General features: G+C 61.1%; 15 protein-coding genes. All 15 read left to right on the top strand.

Annotated elements, in window-relative coordinates; all coding sequences use genetic code 11:
- The first annotated feature begins 10 nt into the window (after window positions 1-10).
- Entirely contained in the window at window positions 11-796 is a 786-nt protein-coding gene (gene flgG / locus M5B44_RS00915) for a flagellar basal-body rod protein FlgG (RefSeq protein WP_007958342.1), read from the top strand.
- 53 nt (window positions 797-849) lie between these two features.
- Window positions 850-1,545, top strand: a complete 696-nt coding sequence (gene flgH, locus M5B44_RS00910; RefSeq protein ID WP_007965503.1) for a flagellar basal body L-ring protein FlgH — start codon at window positions 850-852, stop codon at window positions 1,543-1,545.
- A 27-nt stretch (window positions 1,546-1,572) separates the two neighbouring features.
- Window positions 1,573-2,661, top strand: coding sequence for a flagellar basal body P-ring protein FlgI (locus tag M5B44_RS00905; RefSeq protein WP_065260802.1), 1,089 nt, complete (start codon window positions 1,573-1,575; stop codon window positions 2,659-2,661).
- A gap of 11 nt (window positions 2,662-2,672) precedes the next feature.
- The gene (flgJ, locus tag M5B44_RS00900; RefSeq protein WP_248737974.1) at window positions 2,673-3,965 is read left to right on the top strand and encodes a flagellar assembly peptidoglycan hydrolase FlgJ; all 1,293 of its coding nucleotides are present in this window, start codon (window positions 2,673-2,675) and stop codon (window positions 3,963-3,965) included.
- A gap of 21 nt (window positions 3,966-3,986) precedes the next feature.
- Window positions 3,987-6,032, top strand: coding sequence for a flagellar hook-associated protein FlgK (flgK, locus tag M5B44_RS00895; protein ID WP_248737973.1), 2,046 nt, complete (start codon window positions 3,987-3,989; stop codon window positions 6,030-6,032).
- A gap of 13 nt (window positions 6,033-6,045) precedes the next feature.
- A complete protein-coding gene (locus M5B44_RS00890) occupies window positions 6,046-7,617 on the top strand; it encodes a flagellar hook-associated protein 3 (RefSeq protein ID WP_248737972.1) in 1,572 nt (523 codons plus the stop codon).
- Window positions 7,618-7,733: 116 nt separating this feature from the next.
- Window positions 7,734-11,327, top strand: coding sequence for a glycosyltransferase (locus tag M5B44_RS00885; protein WP_248737971.1), 3,594 nt, complete (start codon window positions 7,734-7,736; stop codon window positions 11,325-11,327).
- Window positions 11,328-11,544: 217 nt separating this feature from the next.
- Window positions 11,545-15,186 (top strand): beta strand repeat-containing protein, encoded by a 3,642-nt coding sequence (locus M5B44_RS00880; RefSeq protein ID WP_248737970.1) that lies wholly within the window; start codon window positions 11,545-11,547, stop codon window positions 15,184-15,186.
- Between the two features lie 109 nt (window positions 15,187-15,295).
- A complete protein-coding gene (locus M5B44_RS00875) occupies window positions 15,296-17,050 on the top strand; it encodes a calcium-binding protein (protein WP_248737969.1) in 1,755 nt (584 codons plus the stop codon).
- A gap of 247 nt (window positions 17,051-17,297) precedes the next feature.
- Window positions 17,298-18,071, top strand: a complete 774-nt coding sequence (gene rfbF / locus M5B44_RS00870) for a glucose-1-phosphate cytidylyltransferase (protein WP_085605742.1) — start codon at window positions 17,298-17,300, stop codon at window positions 18,069-18,071.
- On the top strand, window positions 18,053-19,135 hold the full coding sequence (rfbG, locus tag M5B44_RS00865; RefSeq protein WP_085710435.1) for a CDP-glucose 4,6-dehydratase: 1,083 nt from the start codon (window positions 18,053-18,055) through the stop codon (window positions 19,133-19,135). Before rfbF ends, rfbG begins: the two co-directional genes overlap by 19 nt.
- The gene (rfbC, locus tag M5B44_RS00860; protein WP_085710436.1) at window positions 19,132-19,692 is read left to right on the top strand and encodes a dTDP-4-dehydrorhamnose 3,5-epimerase; all 561 of its coding nucleotides are present in this window, start codon (window positions 19,132-19,134) and stop codon (window positions 19,690-19,692) included. The genes rfbG and rfbC overlap by 4 nt, the downstream gene beginning before the upstream one ends.
- Window positions 19,689-20,915, top strand: coding sequence for a class I SAM-dependent methyltransferase (locus M5B44_RS00855; RefSeq protein ID WP_248737968.1), 1,227 nt, complete (start codon window positions 19,689-19,691; stop codon window positions 20,913-20,915). Before rfbC ends, M5B44_RS00855 begins: the two co-directional genes overlap by 4 nt.
- Window positions 20,912-21,763 carry an NAD-dependent epimerase/dehydratase family protein gene (locus M5B44_RS00850; protein WP_248737967.1) on the top strand — a complete coding sequence of 284 codons (852 nt, stop codon included), beginning with the start codon at window positions 20,912-20,914 and terminating at the stop codon, window positions 21,761-21,763. The genes M5B44_RS00855 and M5B44_RS00850 overlap by 4 nt, the downstream gene beginning before the upstream one ends.
- Window positions 21,760-22,833: a class I SAM-dependent methyltransferase gene (locus M5B44_RS00845; protein WP_085699495.1), complete on the top strand. Its 1,074-nt coding sequence runs from the start codon at window positions 21,760-21,762 to the stop codon at window positions 22,831-22,833. Before M5B44_RS00850 ends, M5B44_RS00845 begins: the two co-directional genes overlap by 4 nt.
- Window positions 22,834-22,838 lie beyond the last annotated feature (5 nt).

Genomic DNA, 22,838 nt, shown 5'->3' with positions numbered 1-22,838 from the left:
GGAGAATCGAATGCTTCCGGCTCTATGGGTTGCCAAAACCGGTCTGTCCGCCCAGGACACCAACCTGACCACCATTTCCAACAACCTGGCCAACGTGTCGACCACGGGTTTCAAACGTGACCGCGCCGAGTTCCAGGACCTGCTGTATCAGATCAAACGTCAGCCAGGCGCCCAGTCGACCCAGGACAGCGAACTGCCGTCGGGTCTGCAAGTGGGTACCGGTGTGCGCATCGTCGGCACCCAGAAAAACTTCACCGCCGGCAGCCTGCAAACCACCGAGCAGCCGCTGGACATGGCCATTGACGGTCGTGGTTTCTTCCAGATCCTGCAGCCGGACGGCACCACGTCCTACACCCGTGATGGTACGTTCCACCTCGATTCCAACGGCCAGATCGTCAACGCCAGCGGTTTCGCACTGGAGCCGGCGATTGTCATCCCGAACAACGCCCAGACCTTCACCGTCGGCCGTGACGGCACCGTGTCGATCACCGTTGCCGGCAACGCCGCGTCACAAGTGATCGGCAACCTGCAGACCGCCGACTTCATCAACCCGGCCGGCCTGCAAGCCGTGGGCAACAACCTGTTCCTGGAAACCGCCGCTTCCGGTGCGCCGCAAGTCGGTACTCCGGGCCTGAACGGTTTCGGCACCACCCTGCAGAACACCCTGGAAACCTCCAACGTGAGCACCGTGGAAGAGATGGTCAACATGATCACCACTCAGCGCGCTTACGAGATGAACTCCAAGGTGATCTCCACCGCCGACCAGATGCTCTCGTTCGTAACGCAGAATCTGTAATCAAGTCTATGAGGCGGCCATGAGGCCGCCTGCAACACCGTGAGGTAAGGGTCATGAAACGCTTCGTATCTGTTCTGGCATTGGGTGGGGTCGTCTCGCTCGCGGGCTGCGTCGCTCCGACGCCCAAGCCCAATGACCCTTACTACGCCCCGGTGTTGCCGCGTACGCCGTTGCCGGCGGCCGCCAACAACGGCTCGATCTATCAGGCCGGTTTCGAACAGAACCTGTATAGCGACCGCAAGGCGTTCCGGGTCGGTGACATCATCACCATCACCCTGAACGAGAAGACTCAGGCCAGCAAGAACGCCAACTCGCAAGTGGCCAAGAACAGCAAGACCGGCATCGGCCTGACTTCGCTGTTCGGCGGCAGCGGCACCACCAACAACCCGTTGGGCGGTAACGATCTGAGCCTGGACGTCGGCTATAGCGGCGACCGCGCGACCAAGGGCGACAGCAAGGCGGCCCAGGGCAACACCCTGACCGGCTCGATCACCGTGACCGTCGCCGACGTGTTGCCCAACGGCATCATCGCCGTGCGCGGCGAGAAGTGGATGACCCTCAACACCGGTGATGAACTGGTGCGAATCGCCGGCCTCGTACGTGCCGATGACATCGCCACCGACAACACCGTGTCGTCGACCCGGGTCGCCGATGCGCGCATCACCTACTCGGGCACCGGTTCGTTCGCCGATGCGAGTCAGCCAGGCTGGTTCGACCGTTTCTTCCTCAGCCCGCTGTTCCCTTTCTAGGTGGCCAAGTTGAATTTCAAGAGCCTCATGGTGGCTGCCGTTTTGTTGTCGGCGGCCTTCAACGCACAAGCCGAGCGGCTGAAGGACATCGCCAGCATTTCCGGCGTGCGTTCCAACCAGTTGATCGGCTACGGTCTGGTGGTCGGGCTTAACGGCACCGGCGACCAGACGACGCAAACCCCGTTCACCCTGCAGACCTTCAACAACATGCTCTCGCAGTTCGGCATCAAGGTGCCGCCGGGATCGGGCAACGTGCAGTTGAAAAACGTCGCGGCGGTATCGGTGAGTGCCGATCTGCCGGCGTTCGCCAAGCCGGGTCAGCAGGTCGACATCACCGTTTCGTCCATCGGTAACTCCAAGAGCCTGCGTGGCGGCACCCTGTTGCTGACTCCGCTCAAGGGTATCGACGGCAATGTCTACGCCATCGCTCAGGGCAACCTGGTGGTGGGTGGTTTCGACGCCGAAGGTCGTGACGGTTCGAAGATCACCGTCAACGTTCCGTCGGCCGGTCGCATCCCCGGCGGTGCCTCGGTCGAGCGTTCGGTGCCGAGCGGTTTCAACCAGGGCAACAGCCTGACGCTGAACCTCAACCGTTCCGACTTCACCACCGCCAAGCGCATCGTCGACAAGATCAACGACATGCTCGGCCCTGGCGTTGCTCAGGCCATCGACGGCGGTTCGATCCGTGTCACCGCGCCGCTTGATCCGAGCCAGCGCGTCGACTATCTGTCGATCCTGGAAAACCTCGAAGTCGATCCGGGTCAGGCGGTGGCGAAAGTCATCATCAACTCCCGTACCGGCACCATCGTCATCGGCCAGAACGTGAAGGTTTCGCCGGCCGCCGTGACCCACGGCAGCCTGACCGTGACCATCACCGAAGACCCGATCGTCAGCCAGCCTGGCCCGTTGTCCAACGGCCAGACCGCCGTGGTGCCGCGCTCGCGCGTGAACGCCCAGCAGGAAGCCAAGCCGATGTTCAAGTTCGGCCCGGGCACCACCCTCGACGAAATCGTGCGGGCGGTGAACCAGGTCGGCGCGGCACCGGGTGACCTGATGGCCATTCTCGAAGCACTGAAGCAGGCCGGCGCGTTGCAAGCCGACCTGATCGTGATCTGAGGACGCCGCCCATGGATATGCGCAAAAGCGGTCTGGTCAGCAGCAGCGATTCGGGTTCGTACTCCGACCTCAATCGCCTGAACCAGCTCAAGGTCGGCGACAAGAACAGCGACGGCAACATGCGCAAGGTGGCGCAGGAATTCGAATCGCTGTTCCTGGGCGAGATGCTCAAGTCGATGCGCTCGGCCACTGAAGCGCTGGGCCAGGACAACCCGCTCAACACCCCGGCAGCCAAGCAATATCAGGAAATGTACGACCAGCAACTGGCCGTTTCCCTGTCCCGCGAGGGTGGTGGTATCGGTCTGGCCGACGTGCTGATGAAGCAGATGTCGAAGAACAAACCGATGGCGCCGGGCGAGGCCGCCGCCGCGTCCGCTGCCAAGCAGCAGGAAGCGCTGGCCAAGGCCGCTGCGGTGGAAACGCCGATTGCCGCCGGCACCGTGGCCACCAATGGTCCGCTGTCGCGCCTCAATGGCGAGCGTCCGTTGTGGGCTTCGCGTTCGGTGCATGCGCCGAACACCCAGCTGGCCCATCGCAATGACATGGAAATGATCAACCAGCGTCGCCTGGCGCTGCCGCCGAAACTGGCTGATCGCCTGCTCGCCGGTCTGGTGCCTTCGGCTACGAACACCACAGCCACTCAATTGCCGCAGCGCGACACGATGGCTGCCGCCACCGGTTCCGGTCCGCTGTACAACGGCGACTGGCTGGCCCGCGCCGAGGCGGAAAAGGCCTCCGGCGGACAGATGCAGATTTACGGTCGGGCCATGGCGCAGATTCCGCTGGCGCCGGCGAAGAAGGCGTTCAGCAACGCCGACGAATTCGTCAACACCATGCTGCCGATGGCCAAAGAGGCGGCGGCGCGCATTGGCGTCGATCCGCGTTATCTGGTGGCTCAGGCCGCACTGGAAACCGGTTATGGCAAATCGGTCATGCGTGCCCAGGACGGCACCAGCAGCCACAACCTGTTCGGCATCAAGGCCAGCAGCAACTGGAAGGGCGATTCGGCCCGGGCGATCACCAGCGAGTTCCGCAACGGGCAGATGGTCAAGGAGACGGCCGAGTTCCGTTCCTACGCCTCGTACAAGGACAGCTTCCACGATCTGGTGACTTTGCTGCAGAGCAACAATCGCTATCAAGATGTGCTGAAGTCGGCCGATAACCCAGAACAGTTTGTACGCGAGTTGCAAAAGGCCGGTTACGCAACCGACCCGAACTACGCAAGCAAGATTTCGCAGATTGCCAGGCAGATGACGGTAAATCAGAACTACGCTGCGGCCGGCGTTTCAACAACGCCTTTATAAACACAAGGTAAGGTTTGAATCATGAGTTTGCTCAATATCGGGATGTCGGGGTTGGCCGCGAGTTCGTCCTCTCTGGCTGTGACAGGTAACAACATTGCCAACGTCGACACCGCCGGTTATTCACGCCAGCAAACCGTGCAGGGCACCAAGGCCTCGCAGCAGGTCGGCAACGTTTTCATCGGCACGGGCACGACCCTGGCCGACGTGCGCCGGGTGTACAACTCTTACCTCGAAACTCAACTGCACACCGCTACCTCGCTCAACAGCGAAGCGGCCGCTTACGGTGCCCAGGCGACCGCGCTGGACGCCTCGCTGTCCGACACCAACACTGGCCTGACCGGTGTACTGCAGAAGTTTTTCACTTCGATGCAAGGTGTAGCGACCTCGGCGACCGACGACACTTCCCGTCAGTCGGTGCTGACCGGTGCGCAGGCGCTGACCAGTCGCTTCAACGCCCTGGCCAAACAGCTGAACGATCAGAACACCACGATCAACGGCAACCTGTCGGACATGGCTTCCCAGGTGAACAAGCTGGCCACTTCGATTGCCAACTTGAACCAGAAGATCGGCGAGATTTCCACCAGCGGCGGCCAGCCGAACGATCTGCTCGACACCCGTAACGAAGCCGTGCGCCAGCTCTCCGAGTTGACCGGTGCACAAGTCGTCGAGCGTGGCACCAGTTTCGACGTGTATATCGGCACCGGCCAGCCACTGGTCGTCGGTAACACCACCAACACCCTGAGCACCGTTCCAGGCAAGGATGACCCGACGCGCATGGGTATCCAGATGGACCGTGGTTCAAGCACCATCGACATCACCTCGGCGATGAGCGGCGGCGAAATCGGCGGTCTGCTGACCTATCGCAATGAAGTGCTGAACCCTTCGCTCAACGAGCTGGGCCGTGTAGCACTGGTCATTGCCGACCAGATGAATCGCCAGCAAGCCCAGGGCATCGACAAGAACGGTGACTTCGGCGCGCCGATCTTCAATGACATCAACAGTGCCGCACTGGTCAGCCAGCGCAGCATTGCTTCGCCAGGCAACAGCGCGGGTTCGGGCAACCTGAATGTCACCATCAAGGACACCGGCAAGCTGACCACCAGCGATTACCAGGTCACCTTCACCAGCGCCACCAACTATTCGGTAAAGCGCTCGGACGGGACTGACATGGGGTCGTTCAGCACCACCACCACGCCACCGCCAGTGATCGACGGTTTCACCCTGGCCCTCAATGGCGGTGCGCTGAGTGCCGGTGACACCTTCAAGGTGACGCCGACCCGCAACGCAGGATCCACGATTCAGACCGTGCTCACCGATCCGAAGAAAATCGCGGCGGCGGCACCATTGACTGGCGTGGCCAGTGCCAACAACTCCGGCACTTACACCCAGCCGACGCTGGTCGACACCCTCGACATCACCAACCCGGCCTCCCAGACCGAGCTGCAGAATGCGCTCAAGTATTCGACGCCGGTCAAACTGGTCATGGGGGCGGTCGCCAGCGGCAGCCAGTCGTACAACATGGTCGACGCCAAGGGCAACACCATCGGTACCGGCACCATCGTGCCGGGTCAGGCCAACACCCTGAACCTGAAAATCGGCATGGTCGATTCCACCGGTGCTCCGGTGATGGATACCTCGGTCACGCCGAATGTGCAGAAAACCTTCACCGTGCAGACCACCGTGGGCGCGACGCCGAAGCCAGGCGAAACCTTCACGATCAATCTGACCGGCGCGGCCTCTTCGGACAACCGCAACGCGCAGGCGCTGGTCGGCCTGCAGACCAAACAGACCGTGGATACCGGCACGGCGAGCAAGGGCATCAGCCTGACCGACGCCTACAACAAACTGGTGACCAACGTTGGTACCAAGGCGGCTCAGAGCAAGTCCGACAGCGCAGCCACCACGGTGATTCTGGATCAGGCACAAGGCGCGCGCGATTCGCTGTCCCAGGTCAACCTGGACGAAGAAACTGGCAACCTGGTCAAGTATCAGCAGTACTACACCGCCTCTTCGCAAATCATCAAGGCTGCGCAGGAAACCTTCGCAACGCTGATCAACAGTCTTTAAGGAGTCGTAATTCATGCGCATTTCCACCGCTCAGTATTACGCGACACAAGCTGCTCAATATCAGCGCAACTACAGCAAGGCTGTCGCCACTGCGAACGAGGCGAGCAGCCTGCAACGCATCAACACCGCCGCCGACGATCCGATCGGCGCCGGGCGCCTGCTCAAGCTCGGTCAGCAAGCTTCTATGCTCGAGCAATACCAGGGCAACATCGATACCACCAAGAGTGCGCTGACCGTGCAGGAGTCCACGCTGGGCTCGATCACCACGGCCTTGCAGCGCGCCAAGGAAATCGGCCTGGCCGCCAACAACGGCATTGCCACCGACGCTGACCGCAAGGCCTACGCCGACGAGTTGAGCCAGATCCAGCAGCAGGTGCTGGGCCTGATGAACTCCAAGGATGCCAACGGCAACTACCTGTTTTCCGGTTCCAAGACCGATACTGCGCCGTACTCGCAGAATGCCGATGGCACCTACACCTATAACGGTGACCAGACCCAGATCAACCTGAACATCGGCGATGGCATGTCGGTCGGCACCAACACCACCGGTTGGGATGCTTTCCAGCAGACCATCAATACCAACCGCACTCAGACCACCATGACCGCTCCGGCTGTCGATGACGGTCGCGTGGTATTGACCGACGGTATCGTCGGCTCCAGCGCTACCTATAACGCCAAGTTTGCCGGTGGCCAGCCGTATACCGTCAGCTTTGTCAGCAGCACCCAGTTGAAAATCACCGATGCCCTGGGCAACGACGTGACTACTGAAGCCAGCCAGAACGGTCTGATCAGCAACAGCAACGGTGCGAACCAGACCGTCAGCTTCCGCGGCGTCGATCTGAAGTTGAACATCAACCTCAAGGCCGGCGACACCAACCCGGATGCCGTCATCGCCGGTCACAGCTTCCAGCTGTCGGCCACGCCTGACTCGTTCACCACCGCGCGCAGCCCGGGCAACCCGTCCACCGCGGTCATCACCGGCTCCGGCGTGACCAACCAGGGCGCCTACGACGCCACGTTCCCGTCGGGCGGCGGTGCGATCCTGAAGTTCACCAGCGCCACCGACTTCGATCTGTACGCGGCGCCGGTCACCGCTGACAGCAAGCCGATTTCGTCGGGCACCATGGTTGGCGCAAACGCCACGGCGGCGGGCGTGACCTTCACCATCGGCGGTACGCCGGGCGCAGGTGATCAGTTCTCGATCCAGTCCAACAACCACCAGACCCAGAACGTGCTCGATACCCTGGGCCAGATGGTCACTGCACTGAAAGCGCCGATCGATGGCGATCCGGTCGCCAAACAGAAATTCCAGGGCCAGATGGAGTCTGCGCTGGGCAACATCGACAGCGCGGCCAATCAGATTGGTACGGCGGTGACGTCGATCGGTGCGCGCGGGCAGTCGCTCGACGACCAGAACACCACCAACCAGAGTCTGATCCAGGCCAACACCACGACTCAGGGTTCGATCCGTGATTCGGATCCTGCCGACGTGATGACGCGTCTGACCTTGCAGCAGACCATGCTGCAGGCCTCGCAACTGGCGTTCAGCAAAATCAGCCAGCTAGGCCTGTTCAACAAGATCTGACACTGGCCGGGCGCGCGAGCGCCCGGTTGCTCTGACCGTTCTGTATTTTCTGTTTTCTTTTGCGGTTTCAAAGGGCTCGCTGTTCCGGGCGGGTTCCCGCCGCTTGCGAGTCCGCCGTGAATTCACTCCCCCTTGTCAGTCTCGTCATTCCCGCCTTCAATCCGCGTTTTTTCGAACGTGCCTTGAACAGTGCCGTGAGCCAGAACTACGGCAATCTCGAAATAATCGTGTGCGATGACAGTCGCGGCAACGAGATTGAAGATATCGTAGTGTCAGTGAGCGGTGAGTCCGGCGTGGCCGTACGTTATGTGCGCAATCCACGGACGCTGGGGCTGGTCGGCAACCTCAAGGCCTGTCTCGGGCAGGCGCAGGGTGAGTTCATCAAGTTTCTGTGCGATGACGACCTGCTCTATTCCGCCTGCATCGAGCAGCAGGTCCATGAGATGCGGCATGACGAAGTCAGCCTGGTGGTGGCGCAGCGGCTGCTCTGGGATGCGAACGACATCATTCTGCCGGCGCGTATTGAAAACACCCCGTTGTCGCCCGTCAGTGCATTGCTCAAGGGCGACGATGTTCTGGGCATCTTTGAAAAATTCCCGGTCAACGTTCTCGGTGGGTTCAGCAACGTCCTGATGCGTCGTGCCGATGTGCTCGAGCTGTTGCCGGCATTGACCGAAGACGCTGCCTGCTTCGTCGCGACACTGGATTTTGCCTTGTATGTCTGCCTGCTGCGACGCGGCAACCTGGCGGTTTCCAACAACGTTCTGAGTGCCGAACGCCTCTATCCGGAGCGGTTGAGCGCACAGCAGCCAATGAAAGATGCCACAGAAGTCGAGCGCGAGTGGATTTCGCAAATGCTCAAGGCGCGCAGTGGTGAGTCGGCGCCGGCACCGGGCTGGGTACGCTATGTTCCGTTGACCGGGGTCGATGAATCGCCCCGTGTCTGGCAGGAGCTGCCCCTGAGTCGAACCCTGGGCTCCAAGCAGAGCCGCCAGGAGTGGGGCGTCGGCGTCAACAGCTACAGCTTCGGCGAACTGTACTCGCAGTGGCTGGCATGCCGGGCGCTCACCGAGTCGCAGCGTCAGTGGCTGCCGGAAACACTCGCCAGCTGGCCGCATCAGCCACGGATTGTGCCGGTCGTCATTGACCAGCAGGGCAGTCGCGATGGTCTGGAGCGGACACTGGAAGCGCTCGCAGCTCAGGATTACCCGCCAGAGCTGACCCTGGTGCTGTCCGTTTCGTGTCACGAGGCACGCCTGGACGGGCGGGTTTTCCATATGCCGTTGCAGGATGACGGGCTGGAGCAGATCAACGCCCTGCTGCCGCAGCTCGATGGGGCCGACTGGTTCTATCTGTTGCAGCCGGGTGATCGCCTGACTGCACCGGCGCTGTTGGTCATGGCCGACCGGATCGCGCATTCCCCGTCCCTGACCTGTCTTTACAGCGACGAGGGCAGCCTGCGCAACGGCGAGTCGGCTGAACCCGCGTTCAAGCCGGATTTCAACCTGGACCTCATGCGCAGCTACCCCTACGTCGGCCGGGCTCTGGCATTCAAGCGCGAGCGATTCCTGGCACTCGGCGGTTTTGCGCCGGCGTTTGCCGAGCTGGCTGCGCATGATGTGCTGTGGCGAATGGTCGAAAGCGACGGTCTGCAAGTGGTAGGGCATATTGCCGAGGTGTTGCTGGAGTCCAAATTCGACCTCTCCCAGTGGCTTACCGAACCGGGTGTCGTGGCGCAGAGCTCGCGGATTCTCGAAGCGCATCTGCAGCGGCTGGGGGTTGCCCATGAAATCCGTCGTGGCGGCAGCGAACTGCTCAACCGTGTGGATTATCACCATGCCCGACGCCCGTTGGTATCGGTGCTCATTGTCACCCAGGACCAGACGGCTGCATTGCAACGCTGTGTCGAAACGCTCCTGGAAAAGACCGCTTACACCGAGTACGAAATAGTCCTGGTCGACAACGGTAGTGAAAGCGCCGAGGCGCGGGCATGGCTGGACGGCATGGCGCAATTGGGCAGCGACCGGATTCGCGTGCTGAGCTATCCGGATAAGGGCAATGCTGCGGCCGTACACAATTTTGCGGTAAGCCAGGCACGTGGCGAGTACGTTCTGCTGCTCAATGCCTTTGCAGTGATCACCCAGGCCGACTGGCTCGATGAGCTGCTCAATCATGCGCAGCGCCCGGAAGTCGGCGTGGTCGGTGCAAAGCTGTTCAATCCGGACGGTGGTGTGTTGCACGCCGGTCTGATTCTCGGCCTGAACGGACCGGTCGGGCTGCCGTTCTATGGCCAGCCCATGCAGTCGGACGGGTACATGTTCCGCCTGCAAGCGGTGCATGACCTGAGTGCCGTGGGTGGTGATTGCGTGTTGATCCGCAAGTCGGTCTTCGACGGTGCGGGTGGGCTCGACGAGCAGGATCTGAAGCAGACATTGAGCATTGTGGATCTGTGTCTGCGGGTCGGTCGCGATGGCTACCTGGTGGTGATGAACCCCCACGCCATACTGGCAGTGGGTGCGCGCCCGAACGTTGCGGCGACGATTGAAGAGGAAACGCTGATTGCCGAGGAGCGGGACACCTTCTATCAGCGTTGGCTGCCGGCCATCGCCCGTGATCCGGCTTACAACACCAACCTGACGTTGCACGGTGTAGGCGCCACCAACTTCAGCCTTGAGCCTGGCCTGCGTACCGGTTGGAGCGCCTTTTCCAAGGCGCAGTTGCCGAATGTACTGGTCGTACCGATCAATGCCTCTGCCATCGGGCATTACCGCATGAGCCAGCCGATGATCGAGCTGCAGGCGGCCAATCGAGTCGAAGGGCGCATTTGCTACGGTTTGCCGTCGATCATCGATATCGAGCGTCAGTCGCCTGACGTGATCGTGTTGCAGGGGCGTTATTCGGAACACGCCATCGATGAAATTCCGCCGTTGAAAAAGTATTTCAATGCGCGACGCATCTTCGAACTCGATGACTATGTGATCGACGTTCCGCATCGCAATGCGCACATCCGCAACATGCCGAGCAAACAGGACATGGAGCGTATGGTGCGGCGTGCCATCGGTCTGTGTGATCGAGTGGTCGTTTCGACCCAGCCACTGGCTAACGTGCTGTCAGACATGCATCACGACATTCGTGTCGTACCGAACATGCTGTCCAAGGATTTGTGGAGCCATTTGCGCAGCCAGCGTCGTACCTCGAAAAAACCGCGGGTCGGTTGGGGTGGCGGCACCAGTCACCACGGTGATCTGGCCGTGATCGCCGATGTGGTACGCGAGTTGGCCAACGAAGTCGATTGGGTCTTCTTCGGCATGTGTCCGGATGATCTGCTTCCTTACATGCATGAATTCCACGGCGTGATCGATCTGGAGATTTACCCGGCGAAGCTGGCCAGCCTCAACCTGGATCTGGCCCTGGCCCCGCTGGAATTCCACGTGTTCAACGACTGCAAAAGCAATTTGCGACTGCTGGAGTACGGTGCCTGCGGTTATCCGGTGATCTGCACCGACACCGAGGCGTATCGCGGTTATTTGCCGTGCACTCGGATCAAGACCAACAGTACGGACGAGTGGCTGCAAGCGATCCGCATGCACCTGGCCGATCCCGATGCCAGTTACCGCATGGGTGACGAATTGCGCGAGGTGGTCTTGCGTGACTATGTACTGCGCGGCGATAACCTGCGGTATTGGGAATATGGCTGGCTGGCGGATTGAACCGCGTTCGGCTACCGAAAAAAGGCGACCTGAAGGTCGCTTTTTTTTCGGCCATGAAATGCGTGTTTACATTAAATCCCGACGGATTTGCGCGCGGATTAAAGCTTTGGGTTTTTTCTGTCGATATCCACCTATTCCTCGATCGATCAGCGTGCCGCGATGAGGTGTGAGCGCCACGCAAGCAGGGACTGATTCATAACAAGGCAAGGAAGAAGTAATGGCAGTTATTAACGGAACAAACGGCGCGGATACGCTCACCGGTACCAGCGGAGATGACGAAATCAATGGCCTGGCCGGCAATGACCTGATCAAGGGGAGTGCCGGGGCAGACAAGATCGATGGCGGTGATGGAAACGCCGATACCGTCGATTATTCGGCGTCCTCAGAGGCGGTCAACGTAAACCTCGCAGGTCTTGCCAGTACAGGAGGCGATGCCCAGGGCGACATCCTGACCAATATCGAGAAGGTTATCGGTAGCGCATTCAACGACACGTTCACGGCACCGAAGGGCGGTCTCACCTTCGAAGGCGGTGCCGGCAATGATGTCTACATTCTCGACAATGGCGGAACGGTGATTGAGCAGGCAGGCGGCGGTGACGACGAGGTGCGCTCCAGCTTCGGCCAGATCTACCTGAGTGCGAACGTCGAGCGCCTGACGTATACGGGCACCGGAGCATTCATCGGCTGGGGCAATGCCAGCGACAACATCATTACCGGTGGTGCCGGTAACGACCTGCTGTATGGCGGCGCGGGTGCCGATCAGTTCATCGGTGACGCCGGCATCGATACCGTCAGCTACGGCGACAGTACGGTCGGCGTCAGCATCAACCTGAAAACCGGTGTCAATTCCGGGATTGCGGCGGGGGATACCTATACCGGTATCGAAAGGATCCTCGGCTCGAATGGCAATGACACCTTCATTGCCGATAGCCGGGTGTTCGCCTTTGACGGCGGTGCCGGAACGGCTGACGTGGTGGATTATTCGACGTCCGCCGAGGCGATCAATGTCGATATCCGCTCTAGTGGTGTCGGTCTGGCGGGTATTGGCGGCGACGCACAGGGTGACACCCTGGTGAACATCGAAAAGGTGATCGGCACCGCGTTCAACGACACCTTCAACCTCGATTCGGCTACCGCGACGTTCGAAGGCGGAGCGGGGGATGATGTCTACGTTCTCAACAGCGGTGGCGGCACGGTCATCGAGCAGGCGGGTGGCGGTAACGATGAAGTGCGCAGCAACTTCGGCCAGATCTACCTGAGCGCCAACGTCGAGCGCCTGACGTATACGGGCACCGGAGCATTCATCGGCTGGGGCAATGCCAGCGACAACATCATTACCGGTGGTGCCGGCAATGACTTGCTGTATGGCGGCGCGGGTGCCGATCAGTTCATCGGTGGCGCCGGCATCGATACCGTCAGCTACGGCGACAGTACGGTCGGCGTCAGCATCAACCTGAAAACCGGTGTCAATTCCGGGATTGCGGCGGGGGATACCTATACCGGTATCGAAAGGATCCTCGGCTCGAATGGCAATGACACCTTCATTGCCGATAGCCGGGTGTTCGCCTTTGACGGCGGTGCCGGAACGGCTGACGTGGTGGATTATTCGACGTCCGCCGAGGCGATCAATGTCGATATCCGCTCTAGTGGTGTCGGTCTGGCGGGTATCGGCGGCGACGCACAGGGTGACACCCTGGTGAACATCGAAAAGGTGATCGGCACCGCGTTCAACGACACCTTCAACCTCGATTCGGCTACCGCGACGTTCGAAGGCGGAGCGGGGGATGATGTCTACGTTCTCAACAGCGGTGGCGGCACGGTCATCGAGCAGGCGGGTGGCGGTAACGATGAAGTGCGCAGCAACTTCGGCCAGATCTACCTGAGCGCCAACGTCGAGCGCCTGACCTATACCGGCAACGCTTCATTCATCGGCTGGGGCAATGCCAGCGACAACATCATTACCGGTGGTGCCGGCAATGACTTGCTGTATGGCGGTGCGGGTGCCGACCAGTTCATCGGCGGTGCAGGCATCGATACCGTCAGCTACGGCGACAGTGCGGTCGGCGTCAGCATCAACCTGAAAACCGGTGTCAATTCCGGAATTGCAGCAGGGGATACCTATACCGGTATCGAAAGAATCCTCGGCTCGAATGGCAATGACACCTTCATTGCCGATAGCCGGGTGTTCGCCTTTGACGGCGGCGCCGGAACGGCTGACGTGGTGGATTACTCGACCTCCGCCGAGGCAATCAACGTCGATATCCGTAGTACCGGCCCGGGACGTGCCGGTATCGGCGGCGATGCAGAGGGTGACACCCTGCAGAACATCGAAAAGGTGATCGGCACCGCGTTCAACGACACCTTCAACCTCGATTCGGCTACCGCGACGTTCGAGGGCGGCGCGGGAGATGATGTCTACGTTCTCAACGGCAGTGGCGGCACGGTCATCGAGCAGGCGGATGGCGGTAACGATGAAGTGCGCAGCAACTTCGGCCAGATCTACCTGAGCGCCAACGTCGAGCGCCTGACCTATACCGGCAACGCTTCATTCATCGGCTGGGGCAATGCCAGCGACAACATCATCACCGGTGGCACTGGCAATGACACATTGCACGGCGGCGGCGGTGCAGACCAACTCATCGGCGGTGCCGGTATCGATACCGTGAGTTACACCGAAAGTCCTGTGGCGGTCAGCATCAACCTCAAAACCGGCATCCATTCAGGGATTGCCGCAGGCGATACCTATTTCGGCATCGAGTTTGTCGAGGGCACCGATTTCAACGACACCTTCATCGGCGGCAGTACGGTCATGGGGCTGATCGGCCTGAAAGGCCAGGACATGGTCAGTTATGAGCAATCCGACAGTGCCGTGACCATCGATCTGAAAACCAACGCCAATACCGGCGACGCAGCTGGAGACACCTTCACCGGGATCGAAATTTTCCAGGGCAGCGCCTTCAACGACAGCCTGTATGGATCCGCCACCACCGACATTTTTATCGGTGGGGCCGGTGCGGATGTCATCGACGGTCGTGAGGGGCAGGACAGCGCCTGGTATGTCACCAGCACAGCCGCGGTAAACATCAACCTGCAGACCGGCGTCAACCAAGGTGGCGATGCTCAGGGCGATGTGCTGCTTAACATCGAGCGTATCGTGGGTAGCCAGTTCGACGATCTGCTGACGGGCGACGCCGCCGGCAACATTTTCGAGGGCGGGCTGGGCAATGACGTGATCAACGGCGGTGACGGCGCAGACACGATCTACGGGGGGCTGGTTTCAGCCATCGGACCGCTCACTTTAAATGGCGTGGCCAGCGAGCCACAGGCCGATACATTGTACGGTGGTAACGGTGGGGATTATCTGATTACCGCCGCTAATGATGTCGGCAGCCGGGCATATGGCGAAGCAGGTGATGACAACATCACCGTGGTCCATGGCCTCGCCGATGGCGGTGAGGGCAATGACAAGCTGATCGGTACCGGATTTGGCTTTTCGCTGTTCGGTGGCGCGGGCAATGACACTCTGATCTTGCAGTCGAGCGGTTCGGCGTTCGGGGGGGAGGGTGACGATATCTACACCATCGATACTACGAGATTGGTAACCATCCAGGACGATGGCACCAGCCGTGGCGACAAGATTGTGCTGTCGTTCATTCGCGGTTCGGAACTGCTGGTCGACCGTGTCGGTGATGATCTCTATCTGCACCAGTACGTTTTTTCCGCCGGACAGGCGCCGGAGGACGGTGTGCGTCTGAAGAATTGGTTTGCCGGTTCCGACACTATCGAGAAGATCGAGACGGCTGATCATCAGATCATCAATCTGCCTGCCAGCAGTGATGCGTTCGCAATGTTTGGCTGACTTCTGATTCATGCACCTGTAATCGTGTCATGCGGTGCAGGTGCGCAGGGGAAGGCAATCCGGTCCGCAAGGGCCGGGTTTCAGAATCAACAACACAAGGAAGAGACAAATGGCAGTCGTGAATGGAACGAGTGAAGCGGATGTCTTGATTGGCACCCAGGGCAATGACCAACTCTATGGACTGGAGTCGGATGATCAACTGCTGGCCAGCGCGGGATCGGACGTGCTGGACGGCGGTGAAGGGTTTGATACGGCGACCTATTACGGAATGAGTTCGGGAGTCGGTGTCGAGGTTGGCGCTGGCGCCGCTACGGTCACAGGGGCTGATGGCAAGGTCGACACGCTGGTTTCGGTGGAGAAGGTGGTCGGCAGTTTCTACAACGACACCTTTACCGCTTCCGTGGGTGGCGTGACGCTGGACGGCAGTGGTGGTGATGATGTGTACAACGTCACCGCCGAAGGTGTGACCATCATTGAGGAGAACAACGGTGGTTACGACGAGCTGCGCACCAGCCTCAACACCCTCAAGATGGACCCGTTCATCGAGAAGCTGACCTTTACCGGAACGGGCGACTTCAAGGGTTACGGCAATGCCGGCGACAACGAGATCATCGGTGGTGCCGGCAACGACTGGCTGTGGGGTGGTGCCGGCGCTGATCACTTCGTGGGTGGCGAAGGCTTCGATACCGTCAGCTATTCCGACAGCCTCGAGGGTGTGAGAGTCCAGGACTTCGAGAACTACGACGCATTGACCATCGCCGCTGGCGACACCTTCACCGGCATCGAGGCGATTCAGGGGTCGAATTTCGATGACGTGGTGTATCTGCTCGATAACGCCATGATCGTGGATGGCGCCGATGGCTACGACACCGTGAGCTACCGTCACTCCTTTGATGGCGTCAGTATCGGCATTGGTCAGCAAGCTGGTCCGGATGTCACGTTGCTGAACGTCGAGAAAGTCATCGGTACTTCGTTCGATGACCGACTCACCGCCAACGCCGCGGGCGTGACGCTGGAAGGCGGAAGAGGCGACGATGTGTACATCATCAACAGCGCCGGTGTGAGCATCGTCGAGACGGACCTCTTTGGTGGTACCGACCACGTGTACACCAGCCTGTCGTCGATGCACATGGATCCGTTCATTGAAAACATGACCTACACCGGCACGGCGGACTTCACCGGCTACGGCAATGACGGGAACAACGTCATCGTTTCGGGCGCCGGCAATGACGTCCTGTCGGGTGGCGCGGGCGGTGACCGCTTTGAAGGCGGGGCCGGTATCGACATCGTCAGCTACGAGGACAGCACCGAAGGTTTGAGCGCTTCCCTCAACTGGGGCGCGCAGAGCGGTATTGCGCTTTACGACACCTTCATCGACATCGAAGGCCTGCGTGGCAGTCATTTCAATGATGTGCTGGAGGGTGACTCGGGCGACAACATTCTGGAAGGAGGTGCCGGCGACGATGTCATTCACGGCGGTGCCGGTGCGGACATTCTTTATGGCGGGCTGGCATCCGGTCTGGATGGCGAGGGGTCACAGAACGATTCCCTGTTTGGTGGCGAGGGTTATGACACCTACGTGGTGAATACTGCCGGCCTGGTGACGATCCAGGATGAAGGCTGGGATCTCAACGACACGCTGATCCTGAACACCGTCGCCAATCTCAGTCAGCTGAACGTCACTCGCGTCGGTGATGACGCCTATCTGCATGGCGCCAACGACGGCAGCGTCGGTGTTCCGTCCAGCGGCGTGAAGCTGCAGGGTTGGTACGCCGGTTACAACAACATCGAGCACCTGCAGACGGCCGACGGCCAGGTCTACGACCTGCCGGCGACGGTCGACGGGTTTGCGATGTTCGGCTGATCCCTTCGATCCGTTGAAACGAGCCTGAGAAAGGGATGAGTCCGGCAACGGCTTCATCCCTTTTTTCATGCCTGCATTTCCTCGCCGACACAGGGCTGGCGGAGCTGGCGCGTTTCCTGCAAGTCCCCCTCAAATCGCCATAAAACGAGCGCTCGCGGTGATTCACCTGCGCCCGGACTGGCAAAGGTTCAGCCGCAAAGGCCCGCAATAGCGAGGCCGAGCCCTGTGACGTAGAAGAGGGGAGACGATGAAGGCAGTTATTTTGGCGGGTGGCCTCGGCACGCGCATCAGTGAAGAGTCGCACCTCAAGCCCAAGCCGATGATCGAGATCGGCGGCAAGCCAATTCTCTGGCACATCATGAAGCAGTATTCCGCCCACGGAATCCACGACTTCGTGATCTGCCTCGGCTACAAGGGCTACGCGATCAAGGACTTCTTCGCCAACTACTTCCTGCACACCTCAGACGTCACCTTCGACATGCGCAACAACCGCATGGACGTGCACCAGAACTACAGCGAGCCGTGGAGCGTCACCCTGATCGACACCGGCGAGGAAACCATGACCGGTGGCCGTCTGCTGCGTGCCGGCCGTTACCTCAAGGATGAAGAGGCGTTCTGCTTCACCTACGGCGACGGCGTCTCCGACATCAACATTGCGCAACTGGTGGACTACCACAAAGGTCACGGCCGTCTGGCGACCGTCACTGCCGTGCAGCCGCCGGGCCGCTACGGCGCCCTTGAGCGTCACGGCGACCAGGTCCTCGGCTTCACCGAAAAACCGCGCGGCGACGGCGGCTGGATCAACGGCGGCTTCTTCGTGCTGTCGCCGAAAGTGCTTTCCTACATTGCTGGTGACGAAACCACCTGGGAAGCGGAGCCTTTGGCGCAACTGGCTCAGGATGAACAACTGAAAGCCTTCGAACACGAAGGCTTCTGGCATCCGATGGATACCCTGCGCGACAAGAACCATCTCGAAGCGCTGTGGCAGAGCGGGGAGGCCCCATGGAAGCAATGGGCCTGAGTCCGGAATTCTGGCGCGGCAAGCGGGTTCTGGTCACCGGTCACACCGGTTTCAAGGGCAGCTGGCTGACCCTGTGGCTGCAAAGCCTCGGCGCGCAAGTCAGCGGTTTCTCCCTCGATCCTTCGACCGAGCCGAGCCTGTTCGAACTGGCGCGGGTGCACGAAGGCATCGACGATCAGCGCGGCGACCTGCGTGACCTTGGCGCCTTGCTCGAGATCATCGCCGACACCGAGCCGGAGATCGTCCTGCACCTGGCGGCCCAGCCGCTGGTACGCGAAGGCTATCGCGATCCGCTCGGCACGTATTCCAGCAACGTCATGGGCACCCTGAACCTGCTCGAAGCGATTCGTCAGGTCGGTTGCGTGCGGGCCTGTGTGCTGGTGACCACCGACAAGGTTTACGCCAACAAGGAATGGCTGTGGCCGTACCGCGAGGACGAAGCCCTCGGTGGCCACGACCCCTACAGCAGCAGCAAGGCCTGCTGCGAGTTGCTGGCGCAGTCTTACGCGGCATCGTTCTTCCCGGCCGACAAGTACGCCGAACACGGTCTGGCCCTGGCTACGGCGCGTGCGGGCAATGTGTTGGGCGGCGGTGACTTCGCGCCTGAGCGGCTGATTCCCGATGTACTGAAGGCCTGGTCTGCAGACGAGCCGGTGACCCTGCGTTATCCGCAAGCCGTGCGCCCATGGCAACACGCGCTGGAGCCGCTGGCCGGCTACCTGCAACTGGCCGCCGGGCTTTACGAAGAAGGCCCGGAATACGCCGGGGCGTGGAACTTCGGCCCGGGCGAAGCGGACATGTGCAGCGTCGGCGAAGTGGTCGAACTGCTCGCCAACCGCTGGCCTCAGGCCCGTGGCCTGCGCATCGAACCGAGCGAACTGCACGAAGCCGGCCTGCTGCGCCTGGACAGCAGCCGCGCCCGTCAGGTGCTCGGCTGGCAACCGCGCTGGTCGTTGCAGCAATGCCTGACCCAGACCCTCGACTGGCATCTGGCCTGGCAGAACGGTGACGACATGCGCACCGTGACCCTCGGCCAACTGAACCTGTACCGGGGCGCGCTGTGAGCGAGTTTTCCTTGAAACAATTACCGCTGGCCGGGTTGTTCAGCGTCCAGCACAAACGCTTCGAAGATCAGCGCGGGCACTTCGCCCGGCTGTTCTGCGAGGGCAGCCTGAAGGCGTTTGGCAGCGAGTTTCACATCCGCCAGATCAACCATTCCTGCACCCGCGAGAAGGGCAGTGTGCGCGGTCTGCATTATCAGAATGCCAACGCGCCGGAAGCCAAGCTGATCACCTGCCTGCGCGGTGAAGTGTGGGACGTGGCGGTGGACCTGCGCCCGGACTCCGAGACTTTCCTGCACTGGCACGCGGAGCACCTGAAGGCTGGCGATGGTCGCAGCTTGTTGATTCCGGCCGGCTTCGCCCACGGTTTCCAGACCCTCACCGACGATGCCGAGCTGCTTTACCTGCACAGCGCCGATTACGCGCCGGAGCACGAGGGCGGGCTGTCGGTGAACGATCCACGGCTGGCGATTGCCTGGCCGTTGCCTGTCAATAATTTGTCAGCGCGTGATTCCAGCCATCCCGCGCTCGATCAACACTTTGCTGGAGTGCGTCTATGAATTGCCGTGGGTGCGCCGCACCGCTGAGCCTGCCGCTGATCGACCTCGGCACCTCGCCACCGTCCAACGCCTACGTGCATGCCGATCGGCTGGAACAGGCCGAACAATGGGTGCCGCTGAAGGTTGCCGTGTGCCAGCAGTGCTGGCTGGTGCAAACAGAGGATTACACCTCCGCCGACAGCCTCTTCGACGCCGAGTACGCCTATTTCAGTTCGTTCTCCAGCACCTGGCTGGCCCACGCCGAGCGTTATGTGGCCGAGATGGTCGAACGCTTTGGCCTGACGGCTGACAGCCGCGTTGTTGAGGTCGCTGCCAATGACGGCTACCTGCTGCAATACGTCGCCGGTCGCGGCATCCCGTGCCTGGGTGTCGAGCCGACCCGCAGCACCGCGCAGGCAGCACGGGAAAAAGGCCTGGAGATCCGTGAGCTGTTTTTCGGTCGCGACACCGCCGCGCAGCTGAAAAGCGAAGGCTGGGCCGCCGACCTGATGGCTGCCAACAACGTGCTGGCCCACGTGCCGGACATCAACGATTTCCTCGGTGGTTTCGCCGCGCTGCTCAAACCGACCGGCGTTGCCACCTTCGAATTCCCGCAACTGCTGACGCTGATGGCCGGCGCACAGTTCGACACGCTGTATCACGAGCACTATTCCTACCTGTCCCTGACCGCCGTGCAGACGTTGTGCGAGCGCAACGGGCTGGAAGTGTTCGACGTCAGCCAGTTGAGCACCCACGGCGGATCGCTGCGGGTGTTCGTGCAGCGCAAGGACGGCGAACGCCGCGCCGTGCAGCCAGCGGTACAACAGCAGTTGCAGGCCGAACTCGACGCAGGTGTGAAAACCACCGAGTACTACGCCACGCTGGCGCCTGCCGCCGAACGCATCAAGCATGACCTGCTGCGCTTCCTGTTGCAGGCCAAGGCCGATGGCAAGCGTGTGGTCGGCTACGGCGCCGCTGCCAAGGGCAACACCCTGCTCAACTACGCCGGGGTCAAGCCGGATCTGCTGGCCTGGGTCGCCGACGCCAACCCGCACAAGCAGGGCAAGTATTTGCCGGGCAGCCGCATTCCGATCGTGGCGCCGGCGCAAATCGATATCGAAAAACCGGACTACGTGCTGGTGCTGCCATGGAACCTGCTGCACGAAGTCAGTCAGCAACTGGCCCAGGTACGCCAGTGGGACGGCCGCTTCGTGATCGCCGTGCCTGAGTTGAGCGTGCTGTGAAGGTTCTGGTCACCGGAGCCACGGGCTTCGTCGGTCGTCATCTGGTCGCGGCATTGCTGAGCCGTGGCTGCTCGGTGCGGGCGGTTGCGCGCAATGAGCAAACCGCCGCGAGCATGCCGTGGATCAATGACGTCGAGTTCGTCAGCGCGGATATTCACGCCGCCGACCTGAACATCGGCGCGCTGACCGAAGGCGTGGATGCACTCGCACACCTGGCCTGGCCGGGGTTGCCGAACTATCGGGCGCTGTTCCATTTCGAGCACAACCTGATGGCCGACTACCGCTTCATCAAAGGCGTGGTAGAGGCGGGCATCAAGCAGGTGCTGGTGACCGGCACCTGCTTCGAGTACGGCATGCAGAGTGGCCCGCTGAGCGAACAGAACGACGCGCAGCCGGCCAACCCCTACGGCCTGGCCAAGCACACCCTGCATCTGTTTTTGCAAAATCTGCAGCAGGAACATCCGTTCACTCTGCAATGGGCGCGACTGTTTTATCTGCACGGCGCGGGGCAAAACCCCAACAGTCTGCTGGCGGCGCTGGACCGGGCAATCGATGCCGGCGATGCGACGTTCAACATGTCGGCCGGTGAGCAACTGCGCGATTTTCTGGCGATTGAAACCGCTGCCGGTCATCTCGCCGCGATCCTGCACAAACGCGATTTCGACGGCACGATCAATTGCGCCAGCGGCCAGCCGGTTTCGGTGCGGGCGCTGGTCGAGCAGCGCGTGCGTGAGCGCGGCGCGACCATCGGCCTGAACCTCGGCCACTACCCGTATCCGACCCACGAACCGCTGGCGTTCTGGGCGGTGACCGAGCGTCTGCAACAGTTATTGGGAGAGCTGCAATGAGGCACGAGTTGTATCGGGTCACCGACCTGCCGGTGCTGCAGAACCGCACCTTTGCCGATCCCGAGTCGGCGAAGGCATCGGCCAGCGCCGACATGCTGCTGGTGCAGGATGAGCGCAGCGGTCTGATCTTCAACGCGGCGTTCGACGCCGACAAGCTCAGCTACGACGCCGACTACCAGAACGAACAGGCACACTCCGGCCAGTTCCAGAAGCACCTGAGCGATGTCGAAGGCATCATTGCCCGGCACTTCAAGGGGCAGGAACTGATCGAAGTCGGCTGCGGCAAAGGCTATTTCCTCGAGCTGCTCAAAGGTCTGGGCTACCGCATCACCGGCATCGATCCGGCCTACGAAGGCGAAAACGCCGACGTGATCAAGGCGCCGTTCACCCGGGGTCTGGGCCTGGAAGCAGACGCTATCGTGCTGCGTCATGTGCTGGAACACATTCAGGATCCGCTGAGTTTTCTGGCGGTGATCGCCGAGGCCAATCAGGGCGGCGGGCAGATCTACATCGAGGTGCCGTGTTTCGACTGGATCCTCGAACACCGCGCCTGGTTCGACCTGTTCTACGAGCACGTCAATTACTTCCGCCTCGACGACCTGCGCCGGATGTTCGGCACCGTGCACGAGGCCGGCCACCTGTTCGGTGGCCAATACCTGTATATCGTCGCCGACCTTGCCACGTTGCGTCTGACCCCGGAACAACCGGTGCCGCGCCTGGCGTTGCCGGACGATTTCACCGCCAGCCTCGAGCGCGCGGTGCAGATCATCCAGGGCGCGCCCGAGCAGGGTTCGGCGATCTGGGGCGCCTCGTCCAAAGGCGTGATCTATTCGCTGTTCCTGCAGCGGGCCGGTGTGGCGGTGGATCGCGTGGTCGATATCAACCCGGCCAAGCAGGGGCGTTACCTGCCCCTGAGCGGCGCTCGCGTGTCTTCACCGCAAGAGGCGATGGACGCGTTGCCCGAAGGCGCCAACCTGTTTGTGATGAATTCCAATTACCTCGAAGAGATCAAGCGGATGACCGGTGGACGTTACGTCTATCACGCCGTCGACAGCGCTTCGTTCCAGTGACCCTT

Source organism: Pseudomonas sp. MWU12-2029, from assembly GCF_023242425.1.
Taxonomy (GTDB): domain Bacteria; phylum Pseudomonadota; class Gammaproteobacteria; order Pseudomonadales; family Pseudomonadaceae; genus Aquipseudomonas; species Aquipseudomonas kribbensis.
Note: the sequence above shows the minus strand (reverse complement) of the source record. Positions and strands in the feature narration are given on the sequence as shown.